The following is a 14,847-nucleotide window of genomic DNA, read 5'->3' on the forward strand; positions in this document are numbered from 1 at the left end:
CGGAGCCGCGGTGGCCCGGTGGCAGGATGGGGGCATGAACCTGCACCAGAACCTGCTGAACGAGCCGCCCGAGACCCGCCTGGCGGACGACCCCGAGGCGCGCGAGGCCCTGGCCTTCTCCGACGACCCCACCCCGGTGGCCGGTCGGTTCCCGAGTTACTCCGCCGCGTGGGCCCGCCTGGCCGAGCTGGCCCTGGCCGACGGCCAGCCGGTGACCGCCTACGCCTACGCCCGGACCGGGTACCACCGCGGGCTGGACCAGCTGCGCCGTTCGGGCTGGAAGGGCCACGGCCCGATCCCGTGGGAGCACGAGCCCAACCAGGGCTTCCTGCGGGCCCTGCACGCCCTGAGCCAGGCCTCCGAGCAGATCGGTGACACGGAGGAGGCCGAGCGCTGCGCCACCTTCCTCCGCGAGTCGAGCGAGGAGGCCGCCCAGGCCCTGAACGCCTGAGCCCCCGCGCACCACGCGGCCCGGCCGGACCCCCTGGGGTACGGCCGGGCCGTCCGCGTTCTCGGAGGCGGGGCGCGCACACCCCGAGAAGGTCCCGCGGACCCGGTGTGGGAACCCGCACGCGACGGACGGGAACGGGGCCCGGTGGCCGCGGCCCCACCTCGCCACTGACGGTTCCGGAGGGCGGCGCCGAAGGACGGTGAGCGGAGTGCCACAAAGCCCCACTTAACCCGGATGCGCAGGTCGTGTACGCTCAATACGCAACGGCCCCTGTCGCTGCCTTGCGCCAGGGGTTCATCCATGTTCGGGGTCGGAAAGGCCCCGGTCAGGTGTCGAGCGAAGAGGTAGAGACCAATGCCGGCGATCACGCTCGTGGGTGCCCAGTGGGGCGACGAGGGCAAGGGCAAGGCGACCGACCTGGTCGGTGACCGCGTGGACTACGTGGTCCGTTACCAGGGCGGCAACAACGCCGGGCACACGGTGGTCATCGGTGACCAGAAGTACGCCCTCCACCTGCTGCCGTCCGGCATCCTCTCCCCGAACGTCGTCCCGGTCATCGCCAACGGCGTCGTCATCGACCCGGGCGTGCTGTTCGAGGAGCTGCGCGGCCTCCAGGAGCGGGGCGTGGACACCTCCCGCCTGGTCATCTCGGCCAACGCGCACCTGATCATGCCCTACCACCGGGCCCTCGACAAGGTCAGCGAGCGCTTCCTCGGCAAGGGCAAGATCGGCACCACCGGTCGCGGCATCGGCCCGACCTACGCCGACAAGGTCACCCGCCAGGGCGTGCGCGTGCAGGACATGTTCGACCCCAAGATCCTGCGCAAGAAGATCGAGCTCGCCCTCCACGACAAGAACCAGCTCCTCACCAAGGTGTACAACCGGCGGGCCCTGGAGGCCGAGCCGATCATCGAGGAGTACCTGGGCTACGCCGAGAAGCTGCGCCCGCACGTGGCGGACACCTCCCTGATCCTCAACAAGGCGCTGGACGAGGGCAAGACGGTCTACCTGGAGGGCTCGCAGGGCACCCTCCTGGACATCGACCACGGCACCTACCCGTTCGTGACGTCGTCCTCGCCCACCTCCGGCGGCGCCGCCGCGGGCGCGGGCATCGGCCCCAACCGCATCACCAAGGTCGTGGGCATCCTCAAGGCCTACACCACGCGTGTGGGCTCCGGGCCCTTCCCGACCGAGCTCGTCGACGAGCAGGGCGACTGGCTGCGCACCCAGGGCGGCGAGTACGGCGTGACCACCGGCCGCGACCGCCGCTGCGGCTGGTTCGACGCGCCGATCGCCCGGTACGCCACCCGGATCAACGGCATCACCGACTTCTTCCTGACCAAGCTGGACGTCCTCACCGGCCTGGAGCGCATCCCCGTGTGCGTGGCCTACGACGTCGACGGCGTGCGGCACGACGAGATCCCGATGACGCAGACCGACTTCCACCACGCGACGCCGATCTACGAGTACTTCGAGGGCTGGTCCGAGGACATCACCGGCGCCCGGAAATTCGAGGAACTCCCCAAGAACGCGCAGAGCTACGTGCGTACCCTTGAGGAGATGGCCGGGGCTCCGATCTCCGCCATCGGCGTCGGTCCCGGCCGCGAGGAGACCCTCCAGCTGCGTTCCCTGGTCTGACCCGGCGTCACACGACTCCTCCAGTAGAAGAAGAGGCCCCCTGTAGTGAAAGCCCTCGTTCTCGGCGGCGGAGGCCGCGAGCACGCACTCGTCCGCGCTCTGTCCCTTGATCCGGGCGTCACCAGCATCCACAGCGCCCCAGGCAACCCGGGCATCTCCGACCTCTCGGAGAACCACGTCATCAACGTGACGGACGGGCTGGCCGTGACCGAGCTGGCCGCGCGCATCCGCGCCGAGCTGGTCGTGATCGGCCCGGAGGCGCCGCTGGTGGCCGGGGTGGCCGACGCCCTGCGCGACCGTGGCATCCCGGTGTTCGGCCCCGACAGGGAGGCGGCCCGGCTGGAGGGGTCCAAGGCCTTCGCCAAGGAGGTCATGGAGGCCGCGGGCGTGCCCACCGCCAAGGCGCGGGTGTGCCGGAGCGCCAGCCAGGTCTCCGAGGCCCTCGACGAGTTCGGGGCCCCGTACGTGGTGAAGAACGACGGGCTGGCCGCGGGCAAGGGCGTGGTGGTCACCGAGGACCGCGCCCTCGCGGAGCAGCACGCGCGGGAGTGCGGCCGCGTGGTCATCGAGGAGTACCTCGACGGCCCCGAGGTCTCCCTGTTCGTCCTCACGGACGGCGCCCACGCGCTGCCGCTGCTGCCCGCCCAGGACTTCAAGCGCGCCTACGACGGCGACCAGGGGCCGAACACGGGCGGCATGGGCGCCTACGCCCCGGTGCCGTGGGCCCCCGCCGGTCTGGTGGACGAGGTCATGGAGTCGGTCGTGCGGCCGACCGTGTCCGAGATGAACCGCCGTGGCCACCGCTACCAGGGCCTGCTCTACGTGGGTCTGGCGCTGACCTCCAGGGGCCCGCGCGTGGTGGAGTTCAACGCGCGCTTCGGTGACCCGGAGACCCAGGTCGTGCTGGACCGCCTGGCCACCCCGATCGGGGCGGTCCTCCAGGCCACCGACACCGGCGGTCTGGGGTCGATCGGTTCGCTCCAGTGGAAGTCCGGCGCCGCGGTGACCGTGGTGGTCGCGGCGGAGAACTACCCGGGCGACCCCGTCAGGGGCGACCTGATCGGCGGCCTGGACGCCGCGAACGCCCTGGAGGGGGCCTACGTGCTGCACGCGGGCACCGCCTGGGACGGGGTGCGCGACGTCAAGGCCAACGGCGGCCGCGTGCTGAACGTCGTCGGCACCGGCGCGAACCTGCGCCAGGCCCGTGAGCGCGCCTACGAGGCGGTCGGCCGGATCGAACTGCGCGGCTCGTTCCACCGCACCGACATCGCCGAACGCGCCGCCGCCGACGTCTAGGCACGCCCCAGGGCGACGCACGACAAGTTCCCGTGGGGGCCTCCGGCACGCCGGAGGCCCCCGCGCGTCCCGGCGCCCCCGGGCACGACCCAGAGAGAAGCGTCATGAGTGGCTTCGTCACCGTTCCCGAGCCCGTCGAGGTTCCGGGGCTCACCCACCTGCACACCGGCAAGGTGCGCGACCTGTACTCGACGGACTCCGGCGCGCTGGTGATGGTGGCCAGCGACCGCGTGTCGGCCTTCGACTGGGTGCTGCCCACGGAGATCCCCGGCAAGGGCCGTCTGCTGACCCAGCTGTCCCTGTGGTGGTTCGAGCGCCTCGGGGACCTCGTCGCCAACCACGTCCTCTCCGACACCCCGCCCGAGGGCGCACCGGCCGACTGGGCCGGTCGCACGCTGGTCTGCGAGCGGCTGGACATGGTCCCGGTCGAGTGCGTGGCGCGCGGCTACCTGGCCGGGTCCGGGCTGGCCGAGTACCGGGTGGACCGCACGGTGTGCGGCGTCCCCCTCCCCGAGGGCCTGGTCGACGGCTCCGAGCTGCCCGAGCCGGTGTTCACCCCGGCCACCAAGGCCGAGGTGGGCGACCACGACGAGAACGTGTCGTTCGAGGTCGTGGCGGAGCGGCACGGGGAGCGGCTCGCCACGGAGCTGCGCGACCTCACCCTGCGGGTGTACGGGCGCGGTCGGGACGTCGCCCGGGAGCGCGGCGTGATCCTCGCCGACACCAAGTTCGAGTTCGGCCGGTCCGCCTCGGGTGAACACCTCGTCCTCGCGGACGAGGTGTTCACCCCGGACTCGTCCCGGTACTGGCCCGCCGACGAGTGGAGCCCCGGGCACGCCCAGCCGTCCTTCGACAAGCAGATCCTGCGCGACTGGCTGACCTCGCCCGCCTCGGGCTGGGACCGCGCCTCGGACACCCCGCCGCCGGAACTCCCGGAGAACGTGGTGGAGCGCACTCTGTCCCGTTACGCGGAGATCCATGAGCGTCTGACCGGCGCCAAGCCGACTCTCTGACCGACGCGGACCGCGTGATTCCGCGCACGGGGACGTCGTTTCGGCTGTGGGAGCGCGTATGGTGGTGAAGTCGTATGCAACACCGAAGTAACGGCCAGCTATGCGTACGACCCATGGTCTCTCCCACGGCGTAATGCCTCTTTGGCCGTTTGGCGGGACTTCATCCGCGATCAGCGGGTATACCACGTTCTGGGCCGTTTGGCGCGATCCGCTTGCTATAGAGTCATCGCGAACCGACCGGCTCACCGGCCGCGCAGGTCACACACAAGATGGTCGCAACGTTTCAGGGCGAACCCGCGTCTCAACGCATACAGGCGATACCCGGCGAGGGTGACCCTTTTTTTCACACTGCCTCACGAAGGAGCACATGAGCATGGGCCAGGAGGTTCGTTACCGCGTCCGCGGCGGACGCCCCCTCAGCGGAACGGCGTTCATCCAAGGCGCGAAGAACGCCGTCCTGCCGATGATCGGGGCCGCCCTGCTGGCGTCCAAGGGACGTACCGTGCTGCGGAACGTCCCCGTCATCGAGGACGTCTACCGCGCGCTTGAGCTCGCCGAGCACGTGGGTGCCAAGGTCGAGTTCCACGAGTCCGAGCGCACCGTCGTCATCGACGCGTGCGGGCTCAACGACCCCGAGCGCGCCGTCCTGCCCGCCGATATCGCGGCCCGCTTCCGCGGTTCCGTGCTCTTCGTGCCGGCTCTGATGCACCGCACCGGCCGCGCCCGCATCGAGGGCGTCGGCGGTTGCAACCTCGGCAGCCGCAACCTCGACTTCCACTACCGGGGCTTCGCCCGTCTGGGCGCGGAGGTCACCGAGGACCTGGAGCTCAACCACATCAACGTGGAGGCGAGCAAGCTCCGGGGCGGGCGTCTGTACCTGGACACCCCGTCCCACACGGGCACCGAGAACCTCCTCATGGCGGCCGTGCTGGCTCCCGGCACCACCGTGATCGAGCACGCGGCCCTCGAGCCCGAGGTCATCGACGTCATCAACTTCCTCTCCGCCATGGGCGCCAAGATCAGCGGTGGCGGCACCGGCCTGATCACCGTCGAGGGCGTCGAGGAGCTCACCGCCGTCGAGCACAGCATCATGTCCGACCGCATCGACGCCGGTGTGTTCGCGATGACCGTCGCCGCCACCGGTGGCGAGGTCAGCCTGGTGGGCGCCCACCTGGACCACCTGGGTGTGGCCCGGTGGAAACTGGAGCAGATGGGTGTCGGCTTCTCGCAGGAGGGTGCCGTCCTGCACGTCCAGCGGGACCCGTCCGTGCCGCTGCGCCCGATCAACGCGGTGACCTCGCCGTTCCCGGGCTTCGCGACGGACCTCCAGTCCCCGCTGATGGCGCTGGCCACCCTGGCCGAGGGTGAGAGCTACATCCACGAGGCCATCTACGACGGCCGCTTCGCGCTGGCCGACGAGCTCAACAAGATGGGTGCCAAGATCGAGGTCGAGGGGACCCGCGCCATCGTGCACGGTTCCACGAACCTGCGCGGCGCCGAGGTGATCGCCCACGACCTGCGCACCGGCGCGGCCCTGGTTCTCGCCGGACTGGTCGCCGAAGGTGAGACAATCGTGGCGCCTGGTTATCTGGTTGACCGCGGTCACGCTCAGTTCGCGTCCCGGCTCGCCGCGCTGGGCGGCGACGTGGAGCGCGTCACCGTCTCGTAGGAGCCGTAGGCGCAGTTCAAGCCGGGGTGGGGGGCTTCCTCCCACCCGGGCTTTCGGCGTTGATATGGAAAACGATCTTCTTTGGCCCCGCACAATGGGTACGATCTCGGCAATCATGCCGTGACAGAGATCGGGTCGGGAAACCAGTGGGCGCACATAGTGAAGAGCGTGGAATGGTAGCGGGGAGCAACCCGAGGTGAGTGCGCAGCGTACTGGCGATTTGACGATCGGCGTCATAGGACCTCATGAGGTGGTCGAACGGGTCATGCTCATGGGTCCGGGGTCCACTGGTCCCCTGAACGCCAGACTCATCGCCGCCGCCTACCGAGACGAGCAGGAGGCGACGGACAAGGTCGTCAGGCTGGGGTCGGCCATCGACGCCTACCTGTTCGCCAGTCCTGTCCCCTACGAGTTCGCACGGAAGGCCGGCGTGTTGACCATGCCCGCGACCTTCGTGCCGCTCGGCGGGGCGAGCCTGCACGAGGCGCTGCTCCGAGCGACGCTGGACGATCGTTACGACCCGACCAGAGCCAGCCTCGACGTGCTCAGCCGCGCCGACGTGGTGGAGGCCTACTCCGAGGTCGACCTGCCCGTGGACGGCATCCACGTGCACGAGGAGCTGACCAACACGGCCCAGCTCACGTCCTTCCACGAGGGGCTGTGGCGGCGCAAGGCGACCAGGATGGCGATCACCTGCGTGCGCGGGGTCGCCGAGCGCCTGGAGGCCATCGGGGTTCCGGTGATCCGGCTGCGGCCCACCAACGCGGGTGTGCGCAGCGCCCTCCAGACCGCCGGTCTGCTGGGCGCGCACCACCGCCTGGAGGAGGCCCAGCTCGGCGTGGTCGTCGTGGACGTGCCCACGCTGCGCGACTCCTCCCGGCGTTCCACCCCGCGCTACTGGCGCGAGGAGCTGCGGCTGTCCCTGCACCGGCTGCTGCTCCAGGAGGCCCACCGGATCAACGCGACGGCGCACCGGCTGGACGACCACTCGTTCATGGTGACCGCCACGCGCGGCTCGCTGGTGACCGCGACCGAGGGGTTCCGACAGCCCCCGTTCGTGGAGCGGATCAAGGCGGAGCTGGGCATCGCGATCGAGGTGGGCATCGGCATGGGCCGGACCACCCAGGACGCGGAGTCCCACGCCCGCGCGGCGCTCAACCGGGCGCAGGCCTCCAGGCAGAGCTTCGCGGTGGACCGCGAGGGCCGTTCGCTGGTCCCGGCCCAGCGCGCCCCGGCCCGGCAGTCGTCGGAGCCCCTGCGCACCAAGGGCCGCGAGACCCTGGTCCGCCTCTCGGAGAAGATCGCTGAGGAGGACGGCCCGCTGGTCGTCGACGCGGAGAACGCCGGGCGCATGCTCGGGGTCACCTCCCGGACCGCCCGGCGGCTGCTGCGCACCCTGGTGGAAGAGGGCCTGGCCTGGCCCCTGCCGCCCAACCGCACCCTCCAGCCCGGGCGCCCGCGCCAGCTCTACCGGCTGATCGTGGAGAAGCTGGACAAGGACGCCGCGGGCAAGTAGGCCCGCTCGTGACGCCCGACGGGGGCGGCTCCCACACGTGGGTGCCGCCCCCGTCGGCGTTCGCCGGGTCCGTGGGTCAGCGGCGCCGGGGGTAGTCGGTCGCGACGGAGAGGAACACGTCGTTCTCCTCGGGGGTGCCGAGGCTGACGCGGGCGCCCTCGCCGTCGAACGGACGCACCGAGACACCCGCCTCGGCGCAGGCCGCCGCGAAGTCGAGGGTGTCCTCATCCAGCCGCAGCCACACGAAGTTGGCCTCGGTGGGGGGCACGGTCCACCCGGAGGCCACGAGGGCGCCACGGACGCGCTCACGCTCCTTCACGGTGGTCTCCACACGCTCCAGGAGCTCGCCCTCGGCGTCCAGCGAGGCGATCCCGGCCGCCTGGGCGAGGTGGTTGACCGCGAAGGGCACGAGTGTCTTGCCCACGGCGGAGGCCACGTGGGGGTGGCCGACGAGGTAGCCCAGGCGCACGGCGGCGAGGCCGTAGGCCTTGGAGAAGGTGCGCAGGACCGCGACGTTGGGCCGGTCCCGGTACAGCCGCACGCCGTCGGGGACCTCGGGGTCGCGCACGTACTCGCGGTAGGCCTCGTCGAGGACGACCAGCACGTGGTCGGGGACGCGGTCGAGGAAGTCGACCAGCTCCCGTTCCCGAACGGCGGTGCCGGTCGGGTTGTTCGGGTTGCACACCAGCACCATGCGGGTGTGGTCGGTGATCGCCTGGAGGATCGCCTCGAGGTCGTGGGTCTCGTCCCTGAGGGGTACCCGGACCGAGGTGACCCCGGACAGTTCCGCGAGCAGGGGGTAGGCCTCGAAGGAGCGCCAGGCGTAGACGACCTCGGCGCCCGGCTCCCCGACGGCCTCCAGGAGCTGCTGGAGCAGGCCGACGGAGCCCGCGCCGAGCGTGAGGTGGTCCTCGGGCACGCCCAGGCGCGCGGCGAGCCGGGTGAGGAGCTCGGTGGCGCCCGGGTCCGGGTAGCGGTTGAGTTCGGCGGAGGCCCTGGTGACGGCCTCACGCACGGACGGGAGCGGCCCGAGCGGGCTCTCGTTGGAGGACAGCTTGACGGAACGCCCGTCGGGCCCGACGACCTTGAGCCCGGGCTTGTAGGCGGGGATGGACTCCAGTACCGCCCGCAGATATGGCGATTTCGACTCCGACACCATTGTCCTTCCTCAATACTTTGTGCTAACCCCGCGACACTCTCAGCAATGGGAGGCCCGGGTCGGTCACCGCTCCAAGCGGAAATATCGCACAAACGAGGAGATACCACCATGCGTTTGCGTCATCGTTCTGCCCGTTCCGCAGCGGGCGTATCCCTGCCCGCCGCGATCGCGCTGACCTCCGCGATCGTCCTGAGCGCGTGCGGCGGAACGGACGAGGGGCAGGGCGACGACCCCAACGCCGAGGCCGCCGCCAAGCTGCACGACGCCCAGCCGATCAACGTCGGGGACGTGACCCTGCTCCCCGAGAGCAGCGAGGCCGGAACCTACTCCGAGCTTGTCACAGTGCAGTACTCGGAGGAGGTCCGGGCCTCCACCGAACTGGACAAGCCCGAGTGCATGGACGCCGCCAACCGCTGGGCCGACCTGGAGGCGGTGCGCGAGGCCCCCACCTCGGTCGCCGCCTACGAGTGGGAGAAGGGCAACGTCTCGCACATCCTCGTCCAGCTCGACGAGGAGTCCGCCGCCGAGGCCCTGGCGGTCGAGCCCCCGGACTCCTGCGCCGAGTACACCGCGACCTACGAGGACGGCAGCAGCTCCGCGTACGGCATCACCGACCTGGAGGTCCCCCCGGTCGGCGACGACTCCCGCTCCTTCGCCATCCAGGTCAGTGACGACGGGGGCGAGAACCACATGTACACCGTCATGTACCGCAACGGCGGTCTGCTGGGCACCACCTCGGTGATGGGCCCCGGTGCGGCCGAGGACTACGAGCAGATCCTCCAGGACTTCACCGAGGCCGCCATCAAACGACAGGGTCAGATGCTCTGACCTCGTCGGGGAGACCACGCCCGGACTCGCCCGGGAACTCCTTGGCCAGGGTTCCGGGCCTGGCCCCGGCCCGGCCCTGGGCCTCGTCCCGCCGGGCCGCCTCACGCGGCCGGGGCAGCCTGCGCGGCGGTCCCTGGAGGTCCAGCGTGGTCACCGCGCCGAAGGACGCGATCACCGCGCCGCTCTCCCGGTCCACCAGGACCGCGCGCACGCCCGTCCGGCGCGGACCGTCGACCCGCACCGCGTACACCACGTCCACACGGCGGCCGTGGCGCAGGCCGTCGTAGCGGAGGAACCTCCAGCAGCCGTGCCGCCACGTCTCCTCGGGCTCGGTCCTGAGCATGACCCTGGCGTTGGTCCGCCAGACCTCGCTGCCGCGCAGGCGGCGGCGGGTCCGGCGTTCGGAGACCTCGCGCACCTCGCAGGGCTCCCGGGTGGCGAACCGGTGCGCCGCCTCGCGGAGCTCCGGGCTGAGCAGCGCGAGCAGGACCAGCTGCACGCCCAAGACCACCCCGTGGGTCGCGGTGGGGGCCGAGGCCACCTCCCAGCCGGTGGGGGCCAGCCCGACCGTCGCGGCCGCGCCCGCCGCGAGCAGGCCCGCGCGGGTGAGCGTGCGCCAGCCGATCGGCGTCCGGCTCAGGCCGCCGAAACATCCGCACCCCGCCTCGGGGTCGCGGCGGCGGGCCACCAGCAGCAGGGCCACGGACACCGCGAACACCAGGGCGGTGAGCACCCGGGCCGCCTCGCCGAGGAGGCCGGTCGCGGTCAGCAGGGCCACCGCGAGGGCCCCCTCCAGCAGGCAGGTGGCGAGTGTGACGGGGCGCCGCAGGCGCTCGGGCAGCAGGACGGACACGCCCGTCCCGGCCGCGCGCGGGCTGGCCTTGGCCGCCGCGCCGAGCAGGAGCAGGGCCGCGAGGAGCGGCAGCTGGACCTCGCGGACCGCGTCGAGAACCTCCGGGAACATGGGTCATCCCTCCTGGTGGGCGACGGTCATGGTCGCGTTGAAGCAGCCCGCCTCCAGTCGCCCGCCGAGGGCGACGAAGGAGGTCATGGTGAGGGAGGCGAGACGACCCGCGCTCTGGCTCCCGCAGGCCGGGCACAGGTCGCACAGCCAGCTGTCGGCGGCGGCGCAGTCCACGACGGGGACGACGGCGGTGTCCCTGGTGCAGTCGTTGCGGAGGCTGAGCGTGGCGCCGGTGGACAGCAGCGGCAGCGGGACGCAGGGGGTGCGGCGGTCGCAGGCGCCCTCGTGCCCCGCCCGGTCGAGCGCCGGGTAGGCCGCCCCCGCGACCACGGCCCGCGGGTCCAGGTGGCTGGAACGCCCCCACGCGGGGTCGTACCAGGTGGCGATCCCGGTGACGGTCGTGGAGTGCTCGCGCGTGCGCGGGCGGCGCGGAGTGGAGCTCAACGGGTAGGGCGGCTGGGTGGTGACCGGCCGCGTCGCCACGATCTCGCCGCCGCGCCAGACACCGACGGCGTCGAAGAGGTAGCCCGGTTCGAGCCTGGGGTGGCGCACCCCGATGCGTCCGGAGGAGCGGTAGGGCAGGAGCACGGTCAGGCGGGGGCGGCCGTGTCCGGGGTCGATGCTGAGGGCGTCGCCCTCCTTGTCGGTGATGAGGCCGGTGGCGCGGGCGGGCTGGGCCCAGACGCGTTCGGCGACCAGTCGTCCGTCGTGGGAGCACAGCACCACGACGTCGTCGCCGGGGCGCAGCTCGGTCGGCGGGACCTCGTCGCCGCGCCAGAAGGAGGTGACGCGCTCGTAGAGGAACCGCTCCTCCCCCTTGGGCGTGGCCACGCAGAGCATGTACGAGGTGGCGTCGACCACCACGCCGCGCGTGACGCGGTGGTGGACCGGTGTGGGCTCGGGTACGACCTTGGCACCGAGCACGGCGGCGGTGAACCGCCGACGGTCCCGACCGCTGTCCGTGATCACTGACATGTCCTTCACGCCCCCTTGCAGACCGACTCGTCCGTCTGTGCCCATTGTCTCCCCCGCCTCCCGAAACGCCCGCTCACACGCCGACACGTGCCGGTTCGTGTCGACCGTCCGCTCCCGGGGCGCCACGCCGGGGCGGGGGGACTCCATCGCCTGCGGACAGGGGAGAACTCGCCTCCGCCCAGCCGCGACACGGCGTCACCGCACGCAAGCATTTGTACACACTTTGTGTCCTCCAGGTACTCCGCACGCTCCGGACCCCCCCCGCGAACTCCCCCGCGCCGACACGCCCGACCCCGTCCCCCGGTTCGTCCTCCACACAATCGCACGAGGGTTTGTTCGCCCTTCGTGCGGTTTGTCGGCACGTGGTGTCCAGGTTCCTGGGGGTTTGCGTTCGCTGTGTGAGAGTGAGAGTCCAGGGCGGACCGCACGGGCGGTGCGCACGGGGACGGCACGCGGGGCGGTGACGGGCGTGAACGGAACGACACGGACACCCAGGCCCGAGGAGTTCAGCGACTACGTGTCCGAACGCGGACCGGCCCTGCTCCGCATGGCGCGCTCCCTCACCAACAGCCACGCGGACGCCGAGGACCTCCTCCAGGCCGCGCTGGTCAAGACCTTCCTCTCCTGGGGACGCATCGCCAACCCCCGGGCCCGTGACGGCTACGTGCGGCGGGCCATGGTCAACACCCAGATCTCCGAGTGGCGCCGCAAGCGCCTGGACGTCTACCCGACCGACGAGATCCCCGAGCAGCGGCTGGACGACCCCACCTGGCGCAGCGACCTGGCCGACGTGGTGGGCCGCGCCATCGAACGCCTGCCCGCCCGGCAGCGCGCCACGGTGGTGCTGCGCTACTACGAGGACCTCACCGAGGCCCAGATAGCCGAGCGCATGGGCGTCACCATCGGCACCGTCAAGAGCACCCTGTCACGGGCCGTGGAGAAGCTGCGCGGCGACGCCGACCTCGTCATCGAGCGCACCACCTCCTGACCCGGGGATGGCCGGAGACCAGGCCACCCGGTCTCCACCCCGCCGCCCGGGCACCCGAGGGTTTGCGGACACCGGGCCGCCCGCCACCGGCGGCCTCCGGCGAAGCTTTGCGCGCGGCCGATTCGTACAGGTATTCGGATCGCGACTTTCCCCCGGGATCCAGTCCGCCGCCCGCGCCTCCGTCTCCTGCCCCACCGCACGGGCCCTCCCACCGGACCGCGATCCGGTCCGTCCGCAACCGTCGGACGCACCCCGGAGCTTCGTGCTCCCGGGCGATGATCGGCACCGCCGAACCCGCCCGACCTCCAGGAGGAACCGCCGTGCGCACCACCCACGCCCCTCAGGACCCCGGCCCCGAGGACGGTCTCGACCTGCCCGAACTCGCCCCGCCCCGGTGGATCAGGCACCACGGAGAGATGGCCGGGGCCTCCTGGTTCCGGATCGCCCGCCGCATGCCCGTGCTCGTCGGCCAGGCCGTCGTGCTGGCCTGGAGGAGCGGCCCACGCGACCTGCTGGCCACCGTCCTCTTCACCCTCGGCAGCGGAGCGACGACCGCCTGGGCGCTGGTCGCCACCACCTCCGTGCTCGCGGAACTCTTCGCGGAGGTACCCACCCCGGCCCGGGTCGCCGCCGCGCTCCCCTCACTCCTCATGCTCGCCCTGGCCCTGGTGGCGCGGGGCGGCTGCGGGGCTCTCGCCGGCCGGGCCCGGGCCCGTCTCACCCCGAAGGTGGTCCTGGCCGCCCAACACGGCCTGCTGGCGGACGCCACCTCCGTGGAACTTCGGGCCTTTGACGACAGCGACTTCCACGACCACCTGTTCCGCTCCCACACCCGGGGGTGCGACGAGGCCGGGGAGCTGGTCCGCCAGACCACGGACCTGCTCGCCGGACTGGTGGGGATCGTCGCGGCGGCCGGGGTCCTGACCGCGCTGCACCCGTCCCTCGTCCCGCTCCTGCTGCTGGCGATGGTCCCCCAGTGGTGGGGGGCGGCCGCGTCCGCGCGCATGCGGTACCGCATGGTGCTCGCCTTCACGGAGGGGCGACGCCGCAAGCACATGCTGGAGCAGCTCATGACCGCGCGGGAGAGCGCCGCCGAGGTGCGTTCGTTCACCATGGAGCGGAACCTCCTCGCCGGGTTCGACCGCATCGCCCGGCGTGAGCTGGACGTCCACCTGAAGCTGGCCACCCGCCAGTCGGTGGTCCGCCTGGTCGGGGACACCGCCAGCGGACTCGTGACGGCGGGGGTTTTCGCGGTGCTGGCCGTCCTCCTGGTGCAGGGGGTGGTGCCGATCGCGGTCGCCGGGGCGGCCGTTGTCGCGGTCCGCGTGGCCCAGGGCGCGCTGAGCAGCGCCCTGTACGCGGTGACCGGCGTCTACGAGTCGGGGCTGTACTTCTCCGACTACGCGGCCTTCCGGCAGGAGGCCCGCACCCGCCTCCCGCGCCCCGGCCTGGTGCCCGCCCCCTCGGGGTTCGAGCGCGTCGAACTGCGGAACCTCACCTTCGGCTACCCCTCCGGGGAGGGCCCCGCTCTGGAGGACGTCAACCTCACCCTCCACCGTGGGCGGACCGTGGCGCTGGTCGGGGAGAACGGTTCCGGCAAGAGCACTCTGGCCAAGCTGCTCTCGGGGCTGTACACGCCCCAGGAGGGCAGCGTGTGCTGGGACGGCACCGACCTGTCCGGCGTGGACGGGGTGAGCCTGCGCGAGCAGATCGCGGTCATCGCCCAGGACCACACCCACTGGCCGCTGACCGCGCGCGGCAACACCGTGATGAGCAGCGCCCGGTGCGCGGAACGCTTCGCCCGGGCAGCGGCCGCGTCGCGGGCCGACAGCGTGGTCGCCGGCTTCCGGAACGGTTGGGAGACCCTGTTGGACACGCTTCGCCCACGGTGTGGAGCCCTCCGGCGGCCAATGGCCCGCCCGTCGCCCTCCACCACCCTCAAACGACGCCTTCGGCGCAGTGACTTCCCTTTCGCCGCCGCGCGCTCCTTCTACCGGGGCGACGACGGGAACGCGGTGCCCCTGCTCATCGCGGGCGAGCCCACTGCCGCCATGGACGCCCGCGCCGAGCACGGCTTCTTCGAGTCCGTGCACGCCCACGCCCGCCGCACGGGCGCGGCCGTGGTCCTCATCACGCACCGGCTGGCCTCGGTGCGGATGGCGGACCACATCGTGGTGCTCGAACGTGGCCGGGTGGTCGCCCAGGGCACGCACGCCCAACTGATGGAAGAGGACGGCCTGTACCGGGAGCTGTGGGAGCTTCAGGCCAGCGCCTACCGAACCCCCGCCGTGCCGGAGCCCCGCACCCCCTGACCTGAGGTGGGAGGGGCCCCGCTGCCCCGGGCCCCTCC

At 72.0% G+C, this 14,847-nt stretch carries 12 protein-coding genes; 9 read left to right on the forward strand and 3 right to left on the reverse strand.

The features are described 5' to 3' along the window. The first annotated feature begins 34 nt into the window (after positions 1-34). The 6 genes from ACRWK8_RS19850 to ACRWK8_RS19875 all read left to right on the forward strand — a co-directional run bounded on the left by ACRWK8_RS19850 (position 35) and on the right by ACRWK8_RS19875 (position 7,583). Positions 35-451, forward strand: a complete 417-nt coding sequence (locus ACRWK8_RS19850) for a DUF3151 domain-containing protein (RefSeq protein ID WP_378735812.1) — start codon at positions 35-37, stop codon at positions 449-451. 354 nt (positions 452-805) lie between these two features. Further along, positions 806-2,089 carry an adenylosuccinate synthase gene (locus ACRWK8_RS19855; RefSeq protein ID WP_378735810.1) on the forward strand — a complete coding sequence of 428 codons (1,284 nt, stop codon included), beginning with the start codon at positions 806-808 and terminating at the stop codon, positions 2,087-2,089. 45 nt (positions 2,090-2,134) lie between these two features. Continuing rightward, positions 2,135-3,385 carry a phosphoribosylamine--glycine ligase gene (purD, locus tag ACRWK8_RS19860; protein WP_378735808.1) on the forward strand — a complete coding sequence of 417 codons (1,251 nt, stop codon included), beginning with the start codon at positions 2,135-2,137 and terminating at the stop codon, positions 3,383-3,385. A gap of 104 nt (positions 3,386-3,489) precedes the next feature. Beyond that, positions 3,490-4,398: a phosphoribosylaminoimidazolesuccinocarboxamide synthase gene (locus tag ACRWK8_RS19865; RefSeq protein ID WP_431872091.1), complete on the forward strand. Its 909-nt coding sequence runs from the start codon at positions 3,490-3,492 to the stop codon at positions 4,396-4,398. A 373-nt stretch (positions 4,399-4,771) separates the two neighbouring features. Then, positions 4,772-6,067 (forward strand): UDP-N-acetylglucosamine 1-carboxyvinyltransferase, encoded by a 1,296-nt coding sequence (murA, locus tag ACRWK8_RS19870; protein ID WP_378735803.1) that lies wholly within the window; start codon positions 4,772-4,774, stop codon positions 6,065-6,067. Between the two features lie 250 nt (positions 6,068-6,317). After that, the gene (locus ACRWK8_RS19875; RefSeq protein ID WP_378735801.1) at positions 6,318-7,583 is read left to right on the forward strand and encodes a transcriptional regulator; all 1,266 of its coding nucleotides are present in this window, start codon (positions 6,318-6,320) and stop codon (positions 7,581-7,583) included. Between the two features lie 76 nt (positions 7,584-7,659). On the opposite strand, the gene hisC is transcribed toward ACRWK8_RS19875, so the two are convergent. After that, on the reverse strand, positions 7,660-8,742 hold the full coding sequence (gene hisC, locus ACRWK8_RS19880) for a histidinol-phosphate transaminase (protein ID WP_378735799.1): 1,083 nt from the start codon (positions 8,740-8,742) through the stop codon (positions 7,660-7,662). 171 nt (positions 8,743-8,913) lie between these two features. On the opposite strand from hisC, the gene ACRWK8_RS19885 reads away from it, so the two are divergent. Then, positions 8,914-9,570, forward strand: coding sequence for a hypothetical protein (locus ACRWK8_RS19885; RefSeq protein WP_378736184.1), 657 nt, complete (start codon positions 8,914-8,916; stop codon positions 9,568-9,570). On the opposite strand, the gene ACRWK8_RS19890 is transcribed toward ACRWK8_RS19885, so the two are convergent. Both ACRWK8_RS19890 and ACRWK8_RS19895 read right to left on the reverse strand, forming a co-directional pair. Continuing rightward, positions 9,545-10,534 carry a MauE/DoxX family redox-associated membrane protein gene (locus tag ACRWK8_RS19890; protein ID WP_431872094.1) on the reverse strand — a complete coding sequence of 330 codons (990 nt, stop codon included), beginning with the start codon at positions 10,532-10,534 and terminating at the stop codon, positions 9,545-9,547. The genes ACRWK8_RS19885 and ACRWK8_RS19890 overlap by 26 nt on opposite strands. 3 nt (positions 10,535-10,537) lie before the next feature. Next, on the reverse strand, positions 10,538-11,509 hold the full coding sequence (locus ACRWK8_RS19895; protein ID WP_378735795.1) for a hypothetical protein: 972 nt from the start codon (positions 11,507-11,509) through the stop codon (positions 10,538-10,540). A gap of 460 nt (positions 11,510-11,969) precedes the next feature. On the opposite strand from ACRWK8_RS19895, the gene ACRWK8_RS19900 reads away from it, so the two are divergent. Both ACRWK8_RS19900 and ACRWK8_RS19905 read left to right on the forward strand, forming a co-directional pair. Next, entirely contained in the window at positions 11,970-12,497 is a 528-nt protein-coding gene (locus ACRWK8_RS19900; RefSeq protein WP_378735793.1) for a SigE family RNA polymerase sigma factor, read from the forward strand. A gap of 320 nt (positions 12,498-12,817) precedes the next feature. Continuing rightward, positions 12,818-14,809, forward strand: coding sequence for an ATP-binding cassette domain-containing protein (locus tag ACRWK8_RS19905; protein WP_431872097.1), 1,992 nt, complete (start codon positions 12,818-12,820; stop codon positions 14,807-14,809). Positions 14,810-14,847: the final 38 nt, after the last annotated feature.

Origin of the sequence: Nocardiopsis eucommiae (assembly GCF_965344335.1) — a bacterium.
Taxonomy (GTDB): Bacteria; Actinomycetota; Actinomycetes; order Streptosporangiales; family Streptosporangiaceae; genus Nocardiopsis; species Nocardiopsis eucommiae.